This is a genomic window from Streptomyces sp. SID4985, assembly GCF_009863025.1.
GTDB lineage: Bacteria > Actinomycetota > Actinomycetes > Streptomycetales > Streptomycetaceae > Streptomyces.
Window position 1 is genome coordinate 1 of record NZ_WWIR01000373.1, and the last position, 18,597, is coordinate 18,597.

The window sequence follows — 18,597 nt, forward strand, 5'->3', positions numbered from 1 at the left end:
AAGGGGCGCGGGGAACTGCGCGACCAGCCACCACGCACCCGCACCCGAACCGTCACGGCCGCGCAGCGCCCCGTACCGTCGGGCGCCATGAGGAGCTTCGTGATCGGGGCCTTGCGGCTGGTGGCCGCGTCCGCTGATGAGCAGGTGGGATGGGTGCGGACGCACGGCGTGCTGACGGATGAGATTGCTCTGGATCTTGAGCATGCCACCGGCGCCGCCCCCGGCCTCGTGGCGGCGGGGGTCCTCGGTGAGGCCGTCCTCGCTGGGCTCCGGGAGATCGACGCCGTGTTCGGGGAGATGAGTGGCGACCCCGGCCGCTGGAGTCCGGAGGCGCTGGCCCGGGACGAGGGGTGGGGCAAGGTGCGAGGGCTGGCGCGGGAGCTGCTCGACCGGGAGGGGCTCGGGCTCGCCCCCTTGTCGGAGATTCACGTCATCCGCTGACCACCGGCTTGCCCGTCAGCTTTACTCCTGCCTCCCGCAGGGACTCCAGGGCCTGGTCCGTCGTTTCCTGGGCCACGCCTGCCGTGAGGTCCAGGAGGACGTGGGTTCGGAAGCCCTCTCTCGCGGAGTCCAGGGCTGTCGCCTTCACACAGTGGTCCGTCGCGATCCCCACCACGTCGACCTCCTCCACCCCCCGTTCCCGGAGCCACTCGGAGAGACCCGTGCCGTTTTCGTCGGCGCCCTCGAAGCCGCTGTACGCGGCGGAGTAGGCGCCCTTGTCGAAGACCGCGTCCACCGCGCCGGAGGCGACCGCGGGGGCGAAGTTGGGGTGGAAGCCGACGCCCTCGGTGCCGGCGACGCAGTGGGCGGGCCAGGAGTGGGCGTAGTCGGGGTTGTCGGCGAAGTGGCCGCCGGGGGCGATGTGGTGGTCGCGGGTGGCCACGATGTGCCGGTAGCCCGTGCCGGCGGCCTGGCCGATCAGCTCGGTGATGGCGGCGGCCACGTCCGCGCCCCCCGCCACCGCGAGGCTGCCCCCCTCGCAGAAGTCGTTCTGCACGTCTACGACGATCAAGGCGCGGCGCATGGTGATGTCCTTCGAGTGAGGTCCAAGGAATCGAGCCTAGAGACTTCCGGGCTCCGGCGGGAGAGGGCGTGAACGGCGAGACACCCCCTAGCTACCCGAGCCCAGGTGCACGTACTCCGTCGGAAGGACGGGTTCGCCGCGGGACAGCTGGGTCGCCGACAGCGGCAGGTTCGCGCGGGCCGCGAGGTGCCGGTCGCGGGCCACGTCCAGCGGCTCGCGGGCGATCACCTCGCCGCCCTTGACCAGCTCGACGAGCAGCTGCCGGTCGGCCAGGTCGTCCGGCACCGGGCCGGTGCCCACGACCTCGGCCTCCGCGACGCCCGAGCCGTCCAGCCGCCGTGCCGCCCACTTGCGGCCGCCGATGGAGGTCTTGCCGCCGCTGGACTTCTTCGCCACCGGCACCAGCGGTGAGGCGGGGTCGGCGGACTCCGCGCGGGCCACCAGCTTGTAGACCATCGAGCACGTGGGGTGCCCGGAACCGGTCACCAGCTGCGTGCCCACGCCGTACGCGTCCACCGGCGCCGCCGCCAGCGAGGCGATGGCGTACTCGTCCAGGTCCGAGGTGACGACGATCCGCGTGTTGGTCGCCCCCAGCTCGTCCAGCTGCCGCCGCACCCGGTGCGCGACCAGCAGCAGGTCTCCGGAGTCGATCCGCACGGCGCCCAGGTCGGTCCCGGCCACCTCCACCGCCGTACGGACGGCCTCCGTGACGTCGTAGGTGTCCACCAGCAGCGTCGTACCCGCGCCCAGCGCGTCCACCTGGGCGCGGAAGGCGTCCCGCTCGTTGTCGTGGAGCAGGGTGAAGGCGTGCGCGGAGGTGCCGACGGTCGGGATGCCGTAGCGGAAGCCCGCCGCGAGGTCGGAGGTGGTGGCGAAGCCGCCGATGTAGGCGGCGCGGGCGGCGGCCACGGCGGCCAGCTCGTGGGTGCGCCGGGCGCCCATCTCGATCAGGGGGCGGTCACCGGCGGCGGAGGACATCCGGGAGGCGGCCGCCGCGATGGCCGAGTCGTGGTTGAGGATCGAGAGGATCACCGTCTCCAGCAGCACGCACTCCGCGAAGCTGCCCTCGACCCGCAACAGCGGCGAGCCGGGGAAGTAGACCTCGCCCTCCGGGTAGCCCCAGATGTCGCCCTGGAAGCGGTAGTCCGCGAGCCAGTCGAGGGTCGCCGCGTCGACGATCTCCCGCTCGCGCAGGAAGTCGAGCATCCCGGCGTCGAACCGGAAGTTCGTCACCGCGTCCAGCACCCGTCCGGTGCCCGCGACGACTCCGTACCGGCGCCCGTTCGGCAGGCGCCGGGTGAAGACCTCGAACACACTGCGCCGCTCGGCCGTTCCGGCCCGCAGGGCGGCCTGCAGCATGGTCAGCTCGTACTGGTCCGTGAAGAGCGCCGTCGAGGGGACGTCGACCGGCAGCCCAAGGTCCGCTGCGTTCATGAGGAGGGATGGTACTCCCATTTCGTCAGTGTGACGATTTCTGGGCCACGTGGCAGCATTGCTGTGTGACGTCACCCGCTCCCGTAGAGATCGAACGCACCGAATCGGCGGAAGAGGTCTTCGCCGTACCCGAGCCCGACGTCCCCTGGGTCACCATCGTGCACAACGACCCGGTCAACCTCATGAGCTATGTGACGTATGTCTTCCAGTCGTACTTCGGCTATCCCAAGGACAAGGCCACCAAGCTCATGCTCGACGTCCACCACAAGGGCCGGGCGGTCGTCTCCAGCGGGAGCCGCGAGGAGATGGAACGCGACGTGCAGGCGATGCACGGCTACGGCCTGTGGGCCACCCTCCAGCAGGACCGGAAGTAAACCCAGAGACATGCCCGGACACTTCGAACCGCTCCCCGGCGGCGGCGCGGCCGTCGCGCTCGACGACGTCGAGATCTCCATCATCCGGTCCCTGGCCGTACAGCTCCTGGAGCTGATCGGCCCCGGCCCCGCCGAGGACGCCTCCGCCGACCCGCTGGCCGGGCTGTTCGCCGAGGGCCCGAGCGAGCCGCCCACCGACCCGGTGCTGCGCCGGCTCTTCCCGGACGCCTACACCGACCCCGAGCGGGAGCCGGACACCGCCGCGGAGGCCGCCGAACGCCAGGAGCACTCGGCCGAGTTCCGCCGCTACACCGAGAACGACCTGCGTGCGGGCAAGCGGGAGAACGCGCTGGCGGTGATCCGCACCCTGGACGCCCCCGCCTCGGCGGCGGCCGACGAAGGCGTGGCGGTGCTGAAGCTCTCCCCGGACGAGTCCCGGCAGTGGCTGAGCGCGCTCAACGATCTGCGGCTCGCGATCGGCGCCCGCCTGGAGATCACCGGCGAGGACGACACCGACCCGCTGTACCACCTGCCGGACCAGGACCCGCGCAAGCCGATGGTGCTGGCCTATCTCTGGCTGGGCGGGCTCCAGGAGACGCTCGTCTCCACGCTGCTGCCGTAGCCCCGCCGCCGTGGTCCTGCTGCGGTAACCCTGTTGCCGTAGCCATTTGTAACGATCCGCCGGATTTCGTGTTCGCTCAGAGGACGCTCAAATCCGGATAACGATCGCGTCACCGTTGCGGCCTGGTTTGCGCCATTCGTGCGCTCTTTGTCCGCTTCTTCCTGTGTGTTGCGCCACAGAGCCCCCCTTTGTTCATTGTTGCGGCCGTGATAAATCTTCACGACCGCCCGGCGAACACCACCCATGTTCGACCGGGTGCGCCACCGAGCCGGCGACCGTCGGCCAGGCAAGGGCGGGCTCGCAACCTGCCCAGCTCCATCAGTTCCGGGGGGATCGAAACCCGATCCGAGGCCGTTGACCGGCCGCGGGTCGGCATGGAGAAAGGCGCACCACCATGGCCTCTGAGAAGGTCACCGAAGCCCCTGAGGAGGGGTACGAGCGAGGACTCGGCAGCCGCCAGGTCCAGATGATCGCCATCGGCGGCGCGGTCGGCGTCGGCCTGTTCCTGGGAGCCGGGGCGAACATCGCCAAGGCCGGTCCCAGCCTGATCCTCATGTACGCCCTCGCGGGCGCGATCATCTTCTTCATCATGCGGGCCCTGGGCGAGCTGCTGCTCTACCGCCCGGTCTCCGGTTCCTTCGCCGAGTACTCGCGCGAGTTCCTCGGCCCCTTCTTCGGTTACTTCACCGGCTGGACGTACTGGCTGATGTGGGTCGTCACCGGCATGGCCGAGCTGACGGCCGCCGCGATCTACGTCAACTACTGGTTCCCGGCCGTTCCGCAGTGGGTGACGGCGCTCGTCTTCCTGGTGGTCCTGTTCGGCGTCAACCTGATCTCCGTGAAGCTCTTCGGTGAGCTGGAGTTCTGGTTCTCGATGGTCAAGGTCACGGCCCTGATCGGCATGATCGTGATCGGCCTCGGCGTGCTGACCTTCGGCTTCAGCGCCGCCGGTGACACCGCCTCCGTCTCGAACCTCTACGCGTTCGACGGCTTCTTCCCCAAGGGCATCGGCTCCTCCCTGATGACGCTCCAGGGCGTCATGTTCGCCTACCTCGCCGTCGAGCTGGTCGGCGTCACCGCGGGCGAGTCCGAGGACCCCGAGAAGACCCTCCCGAAGGCCATCAACACCCTGCCCTGGCGCATCGCCCTCTTCTACGTCGGCGCCCTGACCGTGATCCTGTGCGTGGTCAAGTGGACCGAGTTCTCACCGGGGGTCAGCCCCTTCGTGAAGGCGTTCGCGGAGATCGGCATCCCGGCCGGCGCGGGCGTCGTCAACTTCGTCGTCCTCACCGCCGCGCTCTCCTCCTGCAACTCCGGCATGTACTCCACGGGCCGCATGCTGCGCAACCTGGCGGACAGCGGCGAGGCCCCCAGGGTCTTCTCCCGTCTGTCGGCCGCCAAGACCCCGGCGCTCGGCGTCACCGTCTCGGTGCTCTTCATGGGCATCGGTGTGGTCCTGAACTACATCGTCCCGGCCAAGGCGTTCGGCTACGTCACCTCCATCGCCACCGCCGCGGGCATCTGGACCTGGCTGATGATCCTGATCAGCCACGTGCTCTACCGCCGCAAGGTCGTCGCGGGTGAGCTGCCCGCCTCGTCCTTCCCGGCCCCGGGCGGCGCGGTGTGCTCGTACATCGCCATCGCCTTCCTGCTCTTCGTCACGGGCTTGATCGCGTACGATGCCGACTCCCGCATCTGCCTCTACGTGATGGCGGTCTGGGCCATCGCCCTCGGCATCGGCTGGTTCGTCATGAAGTCGCGCACGCCGCAGACCGGGGAGCGCGAGGAACCGGCTCTGGAGAAGGTGGGCTGACCCACCGGCAAGACCATCCAGGACGCCCGGCCGTCGGGAGTACTCGTGGCACTCCCGCCGGCCGCCGCTCAGGGCGTCCGCCATGTGGGCCGTTCCGTACCGCACCTCGGTACGGGGCGGCCCATACTCCTATCCTGGCGACCATGCTGACCATCACCCAGGACCTGTACGACAGGATCGTCGCCCACGCCCGCGCGGACCACCCCGACGAGGCGTGCGGCGTGGTCGCCGGACCGGAGGGCACCGGCCGCCCCGAGCGCTTCATCCCGATGCTGAACGCGGCCCGCTCGCCCACGTTCTACGAGTTCGACTCCCAGGACCTGCTGAAGCTCTACCGGGAGATGGACGACCGCGACGAGGAGCCGGTGATCGTCTACCACTCCCACACCGCGACCGAGGCATACCCCTCGCGCACCGACATCGGCTACGCCAACGAGCCCGGCGCCCACTACGTCCTGGTCTCCACGGCGGACGCCGACGGCCTCGGCGACTTCCAGTTCCGTTCCTTCCGCATCCTGGACGGTGAGGTCACCGAGGAGGAGATCAAGGTCGTCGAGGCGTACTGATCCCACCCTTCGGTCGGAAAATGTCCGGCATGTGGGAACACCTTCCGGTCGGCGGACCGGGAATCGATACGATGAGCCCATGGTTCTGACCGTGGTGCGGGCCTACCGCTGACGTACCGAGCCCGCAGGTCCGACGACACCTTTCGACAGGAGCCCGCAACCATGGCCATCGAGGTCCGCATCCCCACCATCCTCCGCCAGTACACCGACGGCCAGAAGGCGGTCGAAGGCGCCGGGGAGACCCTCGCCGAGCTGTTCACCGACCTGGAGACCCGGCACGCGGGCATCCGGGACCGGGTGGTCGACGCCGGTCAGCTGCGCCGTTTCGTGAACGTCTACCTGAACGACGAGGACGTGCGCTTCGTGGACGGCATCGACACCAAGCTGTCCGACGGCGACACCGTGACGATCCTGCCGGCCGTCGCCGGTGGCATGGCCTGATCGGGCGCCGGTCCCTCATGCGTTACGACTCCCCGCTGGCCGCGGTGGGCGACACCCCTCTGGTGCGCCTGCCGCGGCTCTCGCCGTCCCCCGACGTCCGCCTCTGGGCCAAGCTGGAGGACCGCAACCCCACCGGCTCGGTCAAGGACCGCCCCGCGCTGCACATGATCGAGCAGGCGGAGAAGGACGGCCGCCTCACCCCGGGCTGCACGATCCTGGAGCCCACCTCCGGCAACACCGGCATCTCGCTCGCCATGGCCGCCAAGCTCAAGGGCTACCGGATGGTCTGCGTGATGCCGGAGAACACCTCGCAGGAGCGCCGGGACCTGCTCGCCATGTGGGGCGCGGAGATCATCCCCTCCCCGGCGGCGGGCGGCTCCAACACCGCCGTGCGCGTGGCCAAGGAGCTGGCGGCCGAGCACCCCGACTGGGTGATGCTCTACCAGTACGGCAACCCGGACAACGCGGGCGCCCACTACGCCACCACCGGCCCCGAGATCCTGGCCGACCTGCCCTCGGTGACCCACTTCGTGGCGGGCCTCGGCACCACCGGCACCCTCATGGGCGTCGGCCGCTATCTGCGCGAGCAGAAGCCGGACGTCAAGATCGTCGCCGCCGAGCCGCGCTACGACGACCTGGTCTACGGCCTGCGCAACCTCGACGAGGGCTTCGTCCCCGAGCTGTACGACGCCTCCGTGCTCACCACCCGGTTCTCCGTCGGCTCGGCGGACGCGGTGGCCCGTACCCGTGAACTCCTCCAGCAGGAGGGCATCTTCGCGGGCGTCTCCACCGGCGCCGTGCTGCACGCGGCGATCGGGGTCGGCCGCAAGGCGGTCAAGGCGGGGGAGAGCGCGGACATCGTGTTCGTGGTGGCCGACGGCGGCTGGAAGTACCTCTCCACCGGCGTCTACACCGCCGCGACCACCGAAGAGGCGGTCGAGGCCCTGCACGGCCAGCTCTGGGCGTAGTCCTCTTCGCCCCGGCCACCACAAGGCCTCTTCCGGTCAAACCCGGGAAGCTCACAAGATCGCGTCAGCCCCCTCCTATGAGGGGGCCAACCGCTTTCTATGGCGCGGCAAAGAATGTCCTGCGGTACTGCCGGGCGTCGGCGCCCCGGAGCTACGTTCCTCCCGCGACCTGACATGTCACGCTCATCGACACGTCGGACGTCTGAGAGTGTCATGCCCATGACCGCGCGCTCTGCCGCCGCTACGCGCGTCACGTGCCTGCCAATCCAGTGCGAGAACCCCCACTTCCCCATGGAGGCAGTTTCCCCATGCGTGAGTCACGCACCGGCGGGCGGAGACGGAGTCTGCCCAGACTCCTCGCCGTCGCCCTCCCCGCACTCGCCCTCTCCGTCGCCGGAATGACCGCGGCGCCCTCGGCCGGAGCCGCCCCCGCGGCCCACCCGGCCCCGGCGTCCCGCGTCACCCAGAACCACAAGGCGCTGACCGACCCCGACCGGCAGACCTTCCACACCACCGGCAAGGCCGGCCAGAAGGTCCCCACCACCCATCTGTGCGCCACCGCGCACCCGGGCCAGGCTTCCTGCTTCGCCCAGCGCCGCACCGACATCAAGCAGCGGCTCGCCTCCGCGGTCGCCGCCGCCACCCCCTCCGGCCTCTCCCCGGCCAACCTGCACAGCGCCTACAACCTGCCCTCCACCGGCGGCTCGGGCCTGACCGTCGCGGTGGTCGACGCCTACAACAACCCCAACGCCGAGGCGGACCTCGCCACCTACCGCTCCACCTACGGCCTGTCCGCCTGCACCAAGGCCAACGGCTGCTTCAAGCAGGTCTCCCAGACCGGCTCCACCACCTCGCTCCCCACCAACGACCAGGGCTGGGCGGGTGAGGAGGCGCTGGACATCGACATGGTCAGCGCGGTCTGCCCCAACTGCAACATCACCCTGGTCGAGGCCAACTCCGCCAACGACACCGACCTCGGCAAGGCCGAGAACGAGGCCGTCGCGCTCGGCGCCAAGTTCGTCTCCAACAGCTGGGGCGGCGGCGAGTCCTCCACCCAGACCACCGAGGACACCCAGTACTTCAAGCACCCCGGCGTCGCCATCACCGTCTCCGCCGGTGACGAGGCCTACGGCGCCGAGTACCCGGCGACCTCGCAGTACGTGACCGCCGTCGGCGGCACCGCGCTCACCACCGCGGCCAACTCCCGCGGCTGGAGCGAGTCCGTCTGGCACACCAGCTCCACCGAGGGCACCGGCTCCGGCTGCTCCGCCTACGACCCGAAGCCCACCTGGCAGACCGACACCGGCTGCGCCAAGCGCATGGAGTCCGACGTCTCCGCCGTCGCCGACCCGGCCACCGGCGTCGCCGTCTACGACACCTACGGCGGCTCCGGCTGGGCGGTCTACGGCGGCACCAGCGCCTCCGCCCCGATCATCGCCGGTGTCTACGCCCTGGCGGGCACCCCGGGCGCCTCGGACTACCCGGCGCAGTACCCGTACAGCCACACGGCGAACCTCAACGACGTGACCAGCGGCAACAACGGCACCTGCACCACCTCGTACTTCTGCACCGCGCGCGCCGGTTACGACGGCCCGACCGGCTGGGGCACCCCCAACGGCACGGCCGCCTTCACCTCCGGCGGCACGGGCGGCGGTGGCGGCACCTGCACCCCGGCGCAGCTGCTCGGCAACCCCGGCTTCGAGTCCGGCAACACCACCTGGACCGCCAGCAGCGGGGTCATCAACACCGACAGCGGCGAGGCCGCGCACGCCGGTTCGTACAAGGCGTGGCTCGACGGCTACGGCTCGGCCCACACCGACACGCTCTCTCAGTCGGTGACCGTCCCCACCGGCTGCCGGGCCAGCTTCACCTTCTACCTGCACGTGGACACCGCCGAGACGGGCAGCACCGCGTACGACAAGCTGACCGTGACCGCCGGTTCCACCACCCTGGCGACGTACTCGAACGTCAACGCCGCCTCCGGGTACGCGCAGAAGACCTTCGACCTGTCCTCCTTCGCGGGCCAGACGGTCACCCTGAAGTTCAGCGGCGTGGAGGACTCCTCCCTCCAGACCAGCTTCGTCGTGGACGACGCCGCCGTCACCACCAGCTGAACCGCACCACCACCCGGTCCCGCGCGCGGAAGCCGTCCGCGCGCGGGACGCGCGTGTTCCCCGGGAGCCGATCGCGCCGGTGGTACGTCACATCACCAGCGGTGCCGAGCGGCACCGGCCACGACGGAGAGGCGGACCCCATGCGCCGTACGACGTCCCGTGCCCTCGCGGCGACGGCCCTGTTCCTGCTGCTCGCGGGCTGCGGGGGCGAGTCCGCGCCCTCGGCCTCGACCAAGCCGTCCGCCGCGCCCTCGGCATCGGCCAGGCCCTCCGCCACCCCCTCGCGCTCCACCGGCTGCGCGGACCAGGTGCGGCTGACCTCCGCCGACGCCGGGAAGACGGTGTGCCTCAAGCAGGGCGGCGAGCTGCGGCTCACCCTCGACGGCACCAAGTCCCGCCCCTGGGAGCCGGTCCGGGCGAGCGGTCACGCGCTGACCGCGATCAACGCCGGGATCGTCCTCCAGCCCGGCGACGCCACCGCCGCCTACCGCGCGGCCGCCACCGGCACCGTCCACCTGACCTCCAGCCGCCCGCTGTGCGCGCAGCCCAGCTCCCCGGGCGGCATCTCCTGCAAGGGCATCCAGGAGTTCGTGGTCACCGTGCGGATCGGCTAGTCACCGGGAGGGGGACCGGAGCGGGCGCGGCCGCCGGGCGCTCTCCGGCGGGTTCCGCGAGGGTGGGGACATGGCCGTGTTCCCCCGCCCGCGACAGGCCCTAGCGCGCCAGGTGGCGCACCTGGTCCCACAGGGCCGGGTCGACGACGCCCACCCGGCGCCGGAAGTCGCCCACGCGCACCTCGCGCAGCTCGTCGGTGCGCAGGAAGCTGGGGCGTCCCTGGGCGTCGCCCACCGAGCCGGGCGGCAGCGGGATGACCCCGGCGCGCTGGTCGTGGTACTTGCTGGTGATCTTCGCGACCGTGACCCGGTCCCCGCGCACGGACAGCACCAGACAGGGCCGGTCCTTGGACTCGGGCCGGTCCTCGTAGGGCACGTCCGCCCACCAGATGTCGCCCGGTCGCGGACGGTCCGTCAGAGTCCTTGCCCGGTCCCGGGATCGGGGCCCGGTCCGGGACGTGGGCCGGGATGTGGGCCGGGACGCGGGTCTGCCGGGCGGCCGCAGCCGCCGTCCGCGCGGCCGGTGACCGCGTCCCCAGCCGTCCACGAGCGTGGCGACCAGCGCGAGCAGCACCACGGCCGCGAGCGCGAGCCACCAGGACGTGTCCATGGGGACGACGTTACCGGCGCGCGCCGCGCCTCGCGCGCCCTTGGCGCATCCCAACGCGCCCCCGATCCAGCCGAACCGGTGACACCGCAGGTGAGTTCGCCCACAACGGCGCCGGGCGGAGGAGCGACCCGCGCTTTCGCGCCTTACGCTCGACGGACCGCACGCCCCGCCCTTCCGTAATCCGCCCATCCGTCCCCCGCCTACGGAGGTTTCTGCTTCATGAAGCTCACCGTCGTCGGCAGCTCGGGGTCGTTCCCGTCCGCGGAATCGGCCTGTTCGAGCTACCTCGTCGAGGCCGACGGCTTCCGGCTGCTTCTCGACATGGGCAACGGCGCCCTCGGCGAGTTGCAGCGCCACATCGGTCTGTACGACCTCGACGCGATCTTCCTCAGCCATCTGCACGCCGACCACTGCATCGACATGTGCGCCTACTTCGTCGCGCGCTACTACCGGCACGACGGCGGCCGCTGCGCCCCCATCCCGGTCTACGGCCCCGAGGGCACCGAGCACCGCCTGACCACGGCCTACGCCGACACGCCCTCGGCGTCCTCCATGAGCGAGGTCTTCGACTTCCACACGGTCAAGCCGTCCACGTTCGAGATCGGCCCGTTCACCGTGCACACCGAGCGGGTCCGGCACCCGGTGGAGGCGTACGCCATCCGCATCGAGCACGAGGGCAAGTCCCTGACGTACTCCGGCGACACCGGTGTGTGCGACGCGCTGGACGAGCTGGCCCGGGACACCGACCTCTTCCTGTGCGAGGCCGCCTTCACCCACGGCAAGGAGAACATCCCCGACCTCCACCTCAACGGCCGCGAGGCCGGTGAGACGGCGACCCGCGCGGGCGCCGGCCTCCTGCTCCTCACCCACATCCCCCCGTGGACCGACCCCCAGGTCAACCTGGCGGACGCCCGCGAGGCGTACATGGGGCCGGTGGAACTGGCGGTGCCGAGGATGACGTACGAGCTGTAGCCCCACAGCGCATTCCGTGCCCACGGCATGGCGAAGGCCCCGGGACCTGAGCGGTCTCCGGGGCCTTCGGCCGTCTCCTGGGGAGAACTCACGCCTTGGTGAGGTCCTCCAGCTCCTCCTCGGGCTCACGGCCCGGGGTCGGCAGGTTGAACTTGGTGATCGCGAAGCGGAAGACCACGTAGTAGACCGCGGCGAACACCAGGCCGATCGGGATGATCAGCCAGGGCTTGGTGGCGAGGTTCCAGTTCAGGATGTAGTCGGTGACACCGGCGGAGAAGGTGAAGCCCGCGTGCACGCCCAGGGCCCAGGTGATGGCCATGGAGAGGGCGGTCAGCACCGCGTGGATCGCGTAGAGCACCGGCGCGATGAACATGAAGGAGAACTCGATGGGCTCCGTCACGCCGGTCACGAAGGAGGTGAGGGCGAGGGAGATCATCATGCCCATCACGGCCTTGCGGCGCTCGGGGCGGGCCGAGTGCGCGATGGCGATGGCGGCGGCCGGGAGGCCGAACATCATGATGGGGAAGAAGCCCGACATGAACTGACCGGCGGTCGGGTCACCGGCGAAGAAGCGGGTGAGGTCGCCGTGGACGATGTTGCCGGAGGCGTCCTTGTAGTCGCCGATCTGGAACCAGGAGACGGCGTTCACGAACTGGTGCATGCCGACCGGGATCAGCGCGCGGTTGACCAGGCCGAACAGACCGGCGCCGACGGCACCGAGGCCCGTCATCCACTCGCCGAAGCTGGAGATGCCCTTGCCGATCGGCTCCCAGATCAGACCGAAGAAAACACCGACCAGGGTGCCGACGAAGGCCATGATGATCGGCACCAGACGGCGGCCGTTGAAGAAGCCGAGCCAGTCCACCAGGCGCTTGCGGTGGTAGCGCTGCCAGAGCACCGCGGCCAGCAGGCCCATGATGACGCCGCCGAGAACGCCGGGGTTATTGTAGGTCGCGGCGATGTCCGCGCCGTTCTGGATCTTCGCCTCGGTGACCGGGAACGCCTTCAGGACGTTGCTGTACACCAGGAAGCCGACCAGCGCCGCGAGCGCGGTGGAACCGTCCGCCTTCTTGGCGAAGCCGATGGCCACGCCGACACAGAAGAGAAGGGGCAGGTTGTCGAAGATCGCGCCGCCCGCGGTGGCGAAGACCGCCGTGACCTTCGCGGGCACGTGCAGCTTGTCGTGAATGTCGGGCTGGCCGAAGCGGAGCAGAAGACCAGCCGCCGGCAGCACGGCGATCGGGAGCTGCAAGCTCCGGCCGACCTTCTGCAGGCCCTGGAACAGGCCCGATCCCCGCTTCTTTGCGGGGGCCGCCTCTGCGGTGGCGGTGCTCATACGTCCTCCATCGGTGATGGTCTACACCACTCAGTGGTGTAGACCTGTTTCTAGCACGATGGCGTCGATATAAGGAACCCGTGAGTTCCGGGGGGTTTGGCGGGCGTCGGGGCCGTGGTGTAGACCAGTCTCCGGACCAGCAGCGGTTCCGGTCGGTTCCGATCGGTGCGGATCAGGGAGAAAGAACATGGCCACCAAGGCTGAGAAGATCGTCGCCGGGCTCGGCGGCATCGAGAACATCGACGAGATCGAGGGCTGCATCACCCGGCTGCGGACCGAGGTCCACGACGCCTCCCTGGTCGACGACGCCGCCCTGAAGGCCGCGGGCGCCCACGGTGTCGTCAAGATGGGCAACGCCATCCAGGTCGTCATCGGCACCGACGCCGACCCGATCGCCGCGGAGATCGAAGACATGATGTGAGCCGACCGGCTCGCCGCGCAGGGGCTCCTTCCCTCCCGACCGGGAAGGAGCCCTTCGTCGCGCCCGCGGGGGAAAGAGACCCCGCCCGCGCCCGATAGGGTCGTCCCCATGTCTCGCATCGACGGCCGCACGCCCGAACAGCTCCGCCCGGTCACCATCGAACGCGGCTGGAGCAAGCACGCCGAGGGCTCCGTCCTCGTCTCCTTCGGCGACACCAAGGTCTTCTGCACCGCCACCGTCACCGAAGGCGTCCCCCGCTGGCGCAAGGGCAGTGGCGAGGGCTGGGTGACCGCCGAGTACTCCATGCTGCCCCGCGCCACCAACACCCGCGGCGACCGCGAGTCCGTGCGCGGCAAGATCGGCGGCCGCACCCACGAGATCTCCCGCCTCATCGGCCGCTCCCTGCGCGCCGTCATCGACTACAAGGCGCTCGGCGAGAACACCATCGTCCTCGACTGCGACGTCCTCCAGGCCGACGGCGGCACCCGTACCGCCGCCATCACCGGCGCCTACGTCGCCCTCGCCGACGCCGTCGCCTGGGCCCAGGCCAAGAAGCTGATCAAGCCCGGCCGCAAGCCGCTCACCGGCACCGTCGGCGCCGTCTCCGTCGGCATCGTCGACGGCGTCCCGCTGCTCGACCTCTGCTACGAGGAGGACGTGCGCGCCGAGACCGACATGAACGTCGTCTGCACCGGCGACGGCCGCTTCGTCGAGGTCCAGGGCACCGCCGAGGCCGAGCCCTTCGACCGCGACGAGCTGAACGCCCTCCTCGACCTCGCCGTCACCGGCTGCGCCGAACTGACCCTGCTTCAGCAGGCCGCGCTCGAGACCACCCTGGGCTCGTAGGCAAAGCACCGGTCAAAACAGCGGGTCGCCCCGGGCAACCCCCGCTCTTCCCACGGCGTCTGTGACGGTACGGGCATGCGGCCGAAAGGCCGTGTGCCCGGCCAGCCGTACCAGGGGAGGAGCCCGACATGGCCGCCGGCCGCCGCCGTACCACCGCCATCGCCGCCGCACTGGTGACCACCGCGCTCACCGCCGGTCTCGCCACCGGCTGCAGCGCCGTGGACAAGGCCCTGGACTGCGTACGGACCGCCGACTCCGTCGCGGACAGCGTCACCGACCTCCAGCAGGCCGTGGAGAACGCCACCAACGACCCGGGCCAGGCCGACGCCTCCCTGGACGCCATCCAGAAGGACCTCGACCGGATCGGCGACAAGACCGACGACGCCGACGTCAACAAGGCCGTCGACGACCTGGACCGGGCCGTCCGCAACGTCCGCCAGGCCATCAAGGACGGCGACGCCACCCCGGACGTCACCCCCGTGACCGACGCGGCGGGTGAACTCACCAAGGTCTGCACGCCGTAAGGGCGTTGGCCGAAGGCCGCGGCTCGCACCGGCCCTCGGCGGCTCAGTGGCCCCAGTGGCGCTTCCGCTGCTCCTCGCGCCGCGCACAGCGCCGCTCGTACCGCTCCTGACGGCGCAGGTCCCGCTCCTCGCGGCGCAGCTCCTTCAGGCGCAGCCGCTCGGCCCGGGTCACCTTGCGCTCCACGCCGACCCCGCCCCAGAAGGCGAACCCGCTGATGATCACGCGGGGCGCCCCGGGCTCGCCCGGCTCGTCCCACTCGGGGTGCTCGAAGCCGCCCATCACACCGATGCCGCGCACCACCACCTCGACGCCCGGCGGCACGGTCACCTCCATACCGCCCATGACCGCGATGCAGCTGATCTCGACCTCGCGGTCCGCGAAGTACGCCTCGCGCAGGTCGATCTCGCCCCCGCCCATGAACGCGAAACAGGTGAACTTCTTCGGCATCGTCCAGCGCCCCTTGCGCTGGAAGCCCGACATCACCGCCACCGCGCCCGTCGAGGAACCCTCGCCGCCGACGATCCGCGACGCCCAACTCCCCTCGGGAGCGGGCTGCTTGACGAACGACACGGGCGACGGAGCGGCCGCCCCCGGCACCGGAAGATCCCGGGTCAGCGGGGCCAGCTCGCCGTACGTACGCGCCGTGTACGCCCCCTCCAGCCGCTCCTCGAACTCCTGCATGTCCAGGCGCCCTTCGGCCAGGGCGTCGCGCAGCACCTCGGCGACCCGCTCACGGTCCGCGTCGGAGGCCCTGAGATCCGGGACGGCATCGGGGGTACGAAGGTCCGGAACGGAGTCGTCGGTCATGACAGCAGACTACGAGACCGCCTTCTCCGCGTACATCTTGGCGATGACCGACTCGATGTCGGGTTCGCGCACCGACAGATCGACCAGCGGATACCCGGCCGCCAGATGCGCCACCAGCGGCGCCGCCGACTGCCCCGCCGGGAACGCCAGCCACTGCCGGGGCCCCTCCACCCGGACCACCCGGGCCGAGGGCACCTCCACCGGGGGCAGTTCCCGCTCCAGGTCCACCACGAGCGTCCGCTCGCCCTCGGCGGCCTCGTGCAGCCCGGCCAGCGGGCCGTCGTACATCAGCCTGCCGTGGTCGATCACCATCACCCGCGAGCACAACTGCTCGATGTCCTGGAGGTCGTGGGTGGTCAGCAGGACCGTGGTGCCGCGCTCGGTGTTCAACTCCTTGAGGAAACCCCGGACCTTGGCCTTGGAGACGACATCCAGGCCGATCGTCGGCTCGTCCAGGTACAGCACCTCGGGGTCGTGCAGCAGGGCGGCCGCGATGTCACCGCGCATCCGCTGACCGAGGGAGAGTTGGCGCACCGGGACGTCCAACAGGTCGCCCAGTTCGAGGAGTTCGACGCAGCGGTCCAGGTTCTCGCGGTAACGGGCGTCCGGGATGCGGTACATGCGGTGGGCCAGCCGGTAGGAGTCGATCAGCGGGAGGTCCCACCACAGCGTCGTGCGCTGCCCGAACACCACCCCGATCCGGTGTGCGAGCCGGGTCCGCTCCCGCGAGGGGTCGATCCCGGCCACCCGCAGCCTGCCCGCGCTCGGCGTCAGGATGCCGGTCAGCATCTTGATCGTGGTCGACTTCCCGGCGCCGTTCGGCCCGATGTACCCCACCATCTCGCCGCGCGCCACGGTGAACGAGAGCGAGTCCACCGCCCGCACCTCGCGCCGCTCCCGCTTCAGGAAGCCCGTCTTCCTGCGCACCTGGAAGACCTTCTCGACCTTCTCCAGCGCGATGAAATCAGCGTCCGACATCCGGCTAGCTCCCTGTGCTCCGATACGTACGAAGTCCCGCCCGCCAGGCCAGCCCCGCCAGCGCGCAGCAGCCCACCGCGACCGGCAGCGGCGCGAACGCGACCCACTCCGGCAGGCGCAGCGGATACGGCCGCCCGAGCACGTAGCAGGCGGGCAGCCAGTTGACGAAGGCCAGCGGCAGCACGAACGTCACCCCGCGCACCAGCTCCCGCCCGAACACCGTCGGCGGGTACTGGAGCAGCGTCGTACCGCCGTAGGTGAAGGCGTTCTGCACCTCCGAGGCGTCCTGCGCCACGAACTGGAACGCCGCCCCCGCCACGAACACCGCGCAGAAGATCCCGAACCCGCTCACCACCGTCAGCGGCAGCAGGACCAGCTTCGGCACCGTCCAGTCCACGTCCAGCCGGGACAGCGACCAGCCGAGCACCAGCGCGCCCTGCGTCACCCGGCCGAGCCGCCGCAGCGCGAACTTGTCCGCCGCCACCTGCGCGAGGACCGGCGCCGGACGCACGAGGAGCGTGTCCAGCGTGCCGTCGCGCACCCGGCGGCCCAGCCGGTCCATCGAGCCGATCGCCAGGTCGGCCAGGCCGAACGACAACCCCGCCAGGCCGTACAGGAACGCCACCTCGGGCAGCGTCCAGCCGCCCAGCTTCTCCACCCGGGAGAACATCAGCATGATCGCCACGAAGTCGAAGGAGGTCGCGGCGAAGTTCCCGAACGCGGTCATCGCGAACGAGGCGCGGTACGCCATCGTGGAGCGCAGCCACATGCCCGCGACGAGCCGGTAGGCGCGGACGCCCTCGCGCACCCGTCCCACGGTGTCCTCAGCCACCCTGGACCACCACCCGCCGCGTCGCCGCCGACTGCAGCAGCCGGCCCGCGCCGAGCAGCGCCACCGCCCACGCGCCCTGGAAGAGATACGTCCGCAGCGGGTCCGCCTCTCCCAGCAGCACGTCTGCCGGGGCCTGGAGCAGCGAGGACCACGGCAGCGCGCGGACGACCTCGCCGAGCGCGCCCGGGAACACGTTCAGCGGCAGCAGCATCCCCGAGCAGAACACCCCGGCCAGCCACGCCATTTGAGCCATTCCGGCCCCGTCCATGAGCCAGAACGCGCTCAGCGCCACCAGATAGCGGATGCCGAAACCCACCAGCATCGCCAGCACGATCGACACGAAGAAGGCCAGCCAAGTGCCCACGTCCCGGGGCAGATACGCCGGGAAACACAGGACGCCCACGAAGAACGGCACGAGCCCGCGCCCCAGCAGCTGGAAGAACGCCCGCCCCAGATCCGCCGCCAGCCACCACAGTTGAAGATCCGCGGGCCGGTACAGGTCGATCGCGACATCACCCGTACGGATGCGTTCCATCAGCTCCTCCTCGGCGCCCCCGCCCCCGATCGCGAGCGTCGACAGCAACGCCTGGCCCAGCCACACATAGGTCACGGCCTGCGTCTCGTCGTAACCGCCGAGATGGGGGCGGGCGTCCCACAGCGCACGGTAGGTGTAGACGATGATGAGTCCGAAGACGGTGTTGGTGAACACCCCTGCCGCAGTGGCGGCCCGGTAGGTCGCGTACCGTCTGAATCCCCCTGCTGCGACGGCCGCGTACAACCGTCCCGCGCTCACGTCGGTCCACCTCCTGGACTCTTCGACACCGAAGCGCAGGAGCCTAGTCCGGAAGCCCGGCGGCATGCCACGCGTTTTCCGTGCCGGAAGCGTGCCTGAATCCGGGAACGGAACGCCAGGTGCGAGAGTCTTCAAACTGGGGGCGCAGGTAGGCGTACGAGGCGTACGGAAACGTACGACGCGAAACAGGAGTCCGTGCACGAGATGAGCGACGAGCAGCCGCATCAGCCGACCGAGGGCGGGGCGCCCGGCGCACCGCGACCGGCTGAGGGGCCCGACACCCCGGGCCACCAGGCGAGGCCGGAACCCCGGAACCCCGGGGGCGCGGGCGATTCCCGCCCTTCCGCTCCGCGGGGTGGGGCGGACGAGGGGGGCCGGGCCGACGTGGGCCGGCCGTCCCAGGCGGGGGGCGCGGGGAGTTCCGGGGGACAGACCGGTGGCGCGGGTCGCCCCGGCGCGCCGAACCAGGCCGCCGGTGCCAACCGCCCCGGCCAGGGTGGGCAGACC

21 protein-coding genes are annotated in these 18,597 nt (G+C 70.7%); 13 read left to right on the forward strand and 8 right to left on the reverse strand.

What is annotated here, in order from left to right; genetic code table 11:
* Positions 1 to 441, forward strand: a 441-nt coding sequence (locus tag GTW40_RS33145; protein WP_237525539.1) for a hypothetical protein, incomplete at its 5' end; no start/stop codon positions are given.
* Here the strand turns inward: GTW40_RS33145 and GTW40_RS15670 are convergent.
* Together GTW40_RS15670 and GTW40_RS15675 are read right to left on the reverse strand one after the other, a co-directional pair.
* Complete coding sequence (locus tag GTW40_RS15670) at positions 431 to 1,024, reverse strand: isochorismatase family protein (RefSeq protein ID WP_161180801.1); 594 nt, start codon at positions 1,022 to 1,024, stop codon at positions 431 to 433. The genes GTW40_RS33145 and GTW40_RS15670 overlap by 11 nt on opposite strands.
* Before the next feature lie 87 nt (positions 1,025 to 1,111).
* Positions 1,112 to 2,458, reverse strand: a complete 1,347-nt coding sequence (locus GTW40_RS15675; RefSeq protein WP_161180802.1) for a nicotinate phosphoribosyltransferase — start codon at positions 2,456 to 2,458, stop codon at positions 1,112 to 1,114.
* 8 nt (positions 2,459 to 2,466) lie between these two features.
* Between GTW40_RS15675 and clpS the strand changes: the two genes are divergently transcribed.
* The 8 genes from clpS (at position 2,467) to GTW40_RS15715 (ending at position 9,970) form a co-directional block, all read left to right on the forward strand.
* Complete coding sequence (gene clpS / locus GTW40_RS15680) at positions 2,467 to 2,832, forward strand: ATP-dependent Clp protease adapter ClpS (RefSeq protein ID WP_161180803.1); 366 nt, start codon at positions 2,467 to 2,469, stop codon at positions 2,830 to 2,832.
* A gap of 10 nt (positions 2,833 to 2,842) precedes the next feature.
* Positions 2,843 to 3,454: a DUF2017 domain-containing protein gene (locus GTW40_RS15685; protein WP_161180804.1), complete on the forward strand. Its 612-nt coding sequence runs from the start codon at positions 2,843 to 2,845 to the stop codon at positions 3,452 to 3,454.
* A gap of 394 nt (positions 3,455 to 3,848) precedes the next feature.
* On the forward strand, positions 3,849 to 5,267 hold the full coding sequence (locus GTW40_RS15690; protein WP_161180805.1) for an amino acid permease: 1,419 nt from the start codon (positions 3,849 to 3,851) through the stop codon (positions 5,265 to 5,267).
* Positions 5,268 to 5,410: 143 nt separating this feature from the next.
* Positions 5,411 to 5,833 carry a M67 family metallopeptidase gene (locus GTW40_RS15695; RefSeq protein WP_161180806.1) on the forward strand — a complete coding sequence of 141 codons (423 nt, stop codon included), beginning with the start codon at positions 5,411 to 5,413 and terminating at the stop codon, positions 5,831 to 5,833.
* Positions 5,834 to 5,995: 162 nt separating this feature from the next.
* The gene (locus tag GTW40_RS15700) at positions 5,996 to 6,274 is read left to right on the forward strand and encodes a MoaD/ThiS family protein (RefSeq protein WP_161180807.1); all 279 of its coding nucleotides are present in this window, start codon (positions 5,996 to 5,998) and stop codon (positions 6,272 to 6,274) included.
* 17 nt (positions 6,275 to 6,291) lie between these two features.
* On the forward strand, positions 6,292 to 7,242 hold the full coding sequence (locus tag GTW40_RS15705; RefSeq protein ID WP_161180808.1) for a cysteine synthase: 951 nt from the start codon (positions 6,292 to 6,294) through the stop codon (positions 7,240 to 7,242).
* 308 nt (positions 7,243 to 7,550) lie between these two features.
* Positions 7,551 to 9,356: a S53 family peptidase gene (locus tag GTW40_RS15710; RefSeq protein WP_161180809.1), complete on the forward strand. Its 1,806-nt coding sequence runs from the start codon at positions 7,551 to 7,553 to the stop codon at positions 9,354 to 9,356.
* Positions 9,357 to 9,496: 140 nt separating this feature from the next.
* The gene (locus GTW40_RS15715; RefSeq protein WP_161180810.1) at positions 9,497 to 9,970 is read left to right on the forward strand and encodes a hypothetical protein; all 474 of its coding nucleotides are present in this window, start codon (positions 9,497 to 9,499) and stop codon (positions 9,968 to 9,970) included.
* Between the two features lie 100 nt (positions 9,971 to 10,070).
* Here GTW40_RS15715 and GTW40_RS15720 read toward each other — a convergent pair whose 3' ends face one another.
* Complete coding sequence (locus GTW40_RS15720) at positions 10,071 to 10,580, reverse strand: type II toxin-antitoxin system PemK/MazF family toxin (RefSeq protein ID WP_161180811.1); 510 nt, start codon at positions 10,578 to 10,580, stop codon at positions 10,071 to 10,073.
* 219 nt (positions 10,581 to 10,799) lie between these two features.
* Between GTW40_RS15720 and GTW40_RS15725 the strand changes: the two genes are divergently transcribed.
* Positions 10,800 to 11,552, forward strand: coding sequence for an MBL fold metallo-hydrolase (locus GTW40_RS15725; RefSeq protein WP_161180812.1), 753 nt, complete (start codon positions 10,800 to 10,802; stop codon positions 11,550 to 11,552).
* Positions 11,553 to 11,640: 88 nt separating this feature from the next.
* Here GTW40_RS15725 and GTW40_RS15730 read toward each other — a convergent pair whose 3' ends face one another.
* Complete coding sequence (locus GTW40_RS15730) at positions 11,641 to 12,888, reverse strand: PTS transporter subunit EIIC (RefSeq protein WP_161180813.1); 1,248 nt, start codon at positions 12,886 to 12,888, stop codon at positions 11,641 to 11,643.
* 187 nt (positions 12,889 to 13,075) lie between these two features.
* On the opposite strand from GTW40_RS15730, the gene GTW40_RS15735 reads away from it, so the two are divergent.
* The 3 genes from GTW40_RS15735 to GTW40_RS15745 all read left to right on the forward strand — a co-directional run bounded on the left by GTW40_RS15735 (position 13,076) and on the right by GTW40_RS15745 (position 14,679).
* Positions 13,076 to 13,309: a PTS glucose/sucrose transporter subunit IIB gene (locus GTW40_RS15735; protein ID WP_018549655.1), complete on the forward strand. Its 234-nt coding sequence runs from the start codon at positions 13,076 to 13,078 to the stop codon at positions 13,307 to 13,309.
* A 108-nt stretch (positions 13,310 to 13,417) separates the two neighbouring features.
* Positions 13,418 to 14,155 (forward strand): ribonuclease PH, encoded by a 738-nt coding sequence (gene rph / locus GTW40_RS15740; RefSeq protein WP_161180814.1) that lies wholly within the window; start codon positions 13,418 to 13,420, stop codon positions 14,153 to 14,155.
* A 128-nt stretch (positions 14,156 to 14,283) separates the two neighbouring features.
* On the forward strand, positions 14,284 to 14,679 hold the full coding sequence (locus GTW40_RS15745) for a hypothetical protein (RefSeq protein WP_161180815.1): 396 nt from the start codon (positions 14,284 to 14,286) through the stop codon (positions 14,677 to 14,679).
* A 43-nt stretch (positions 14,680 to 14,722) separates the two neighbouring features.
* Here the strand turns inward: GTW40_RS15745 and GTW40_RS15750 are convergent, their stop codons facing one another.
* The 4 genes from GTW40_RS15750 to GTW40_RS15765 are packed head-to-tail and all read right to left on the reverse strand — an operon-like array spanning position 14,723 to position 18,090.
* A complete protein-coding gene (locus tag GTW40_RS15750) occupies positions 14,723 to 15,487 on the reverse strand; it encodes a DUF1707 domain-containing protein (protein WP_161180816.1) in 765 nt (254 codons plus the stop codon).
* Positions 15,488 to 15,496: 9 nt separating this feature from the next.
* Entirely contained in the window at positions 15,497 to 16,465 is a 969-nt protein-coding gene (locus GTW40_RS15755) for an ATP-binding cassette domain-containing protein (RefSeq protein ID WP_161180817.1), read from the reverse strand.
* 4 nt (positions 16,466 to 16,469) lie between these two features.
* Complete coding sequence (locus GTW40_RS15760) at positions 16,470 to 17,297, reverse strand: ABC transporter permease (protein WP_343245711.1); 828 nt, start codon at positions 17,295 to 17,297, stop codon at positions 16,470 to 16,472.
* Positions 17,290 to 18,090, reverse strand: a complete 801-nt coding sequence (locus GTW40_RS15765; RefSeq protein ID WP_161180818.1) for an ABC-2 family transporter protein — start codon at positions 18,088 to 18,090, stop codon at positions 17,290 to 17,292. The genes GTW40_RS15760 and GTW40_RS15765 overlap by 8 nt, the downstream gene beginning before the upstream one ends.
* Positions 18,091 to 18,597: the final 507 nt, after the last annotated feature.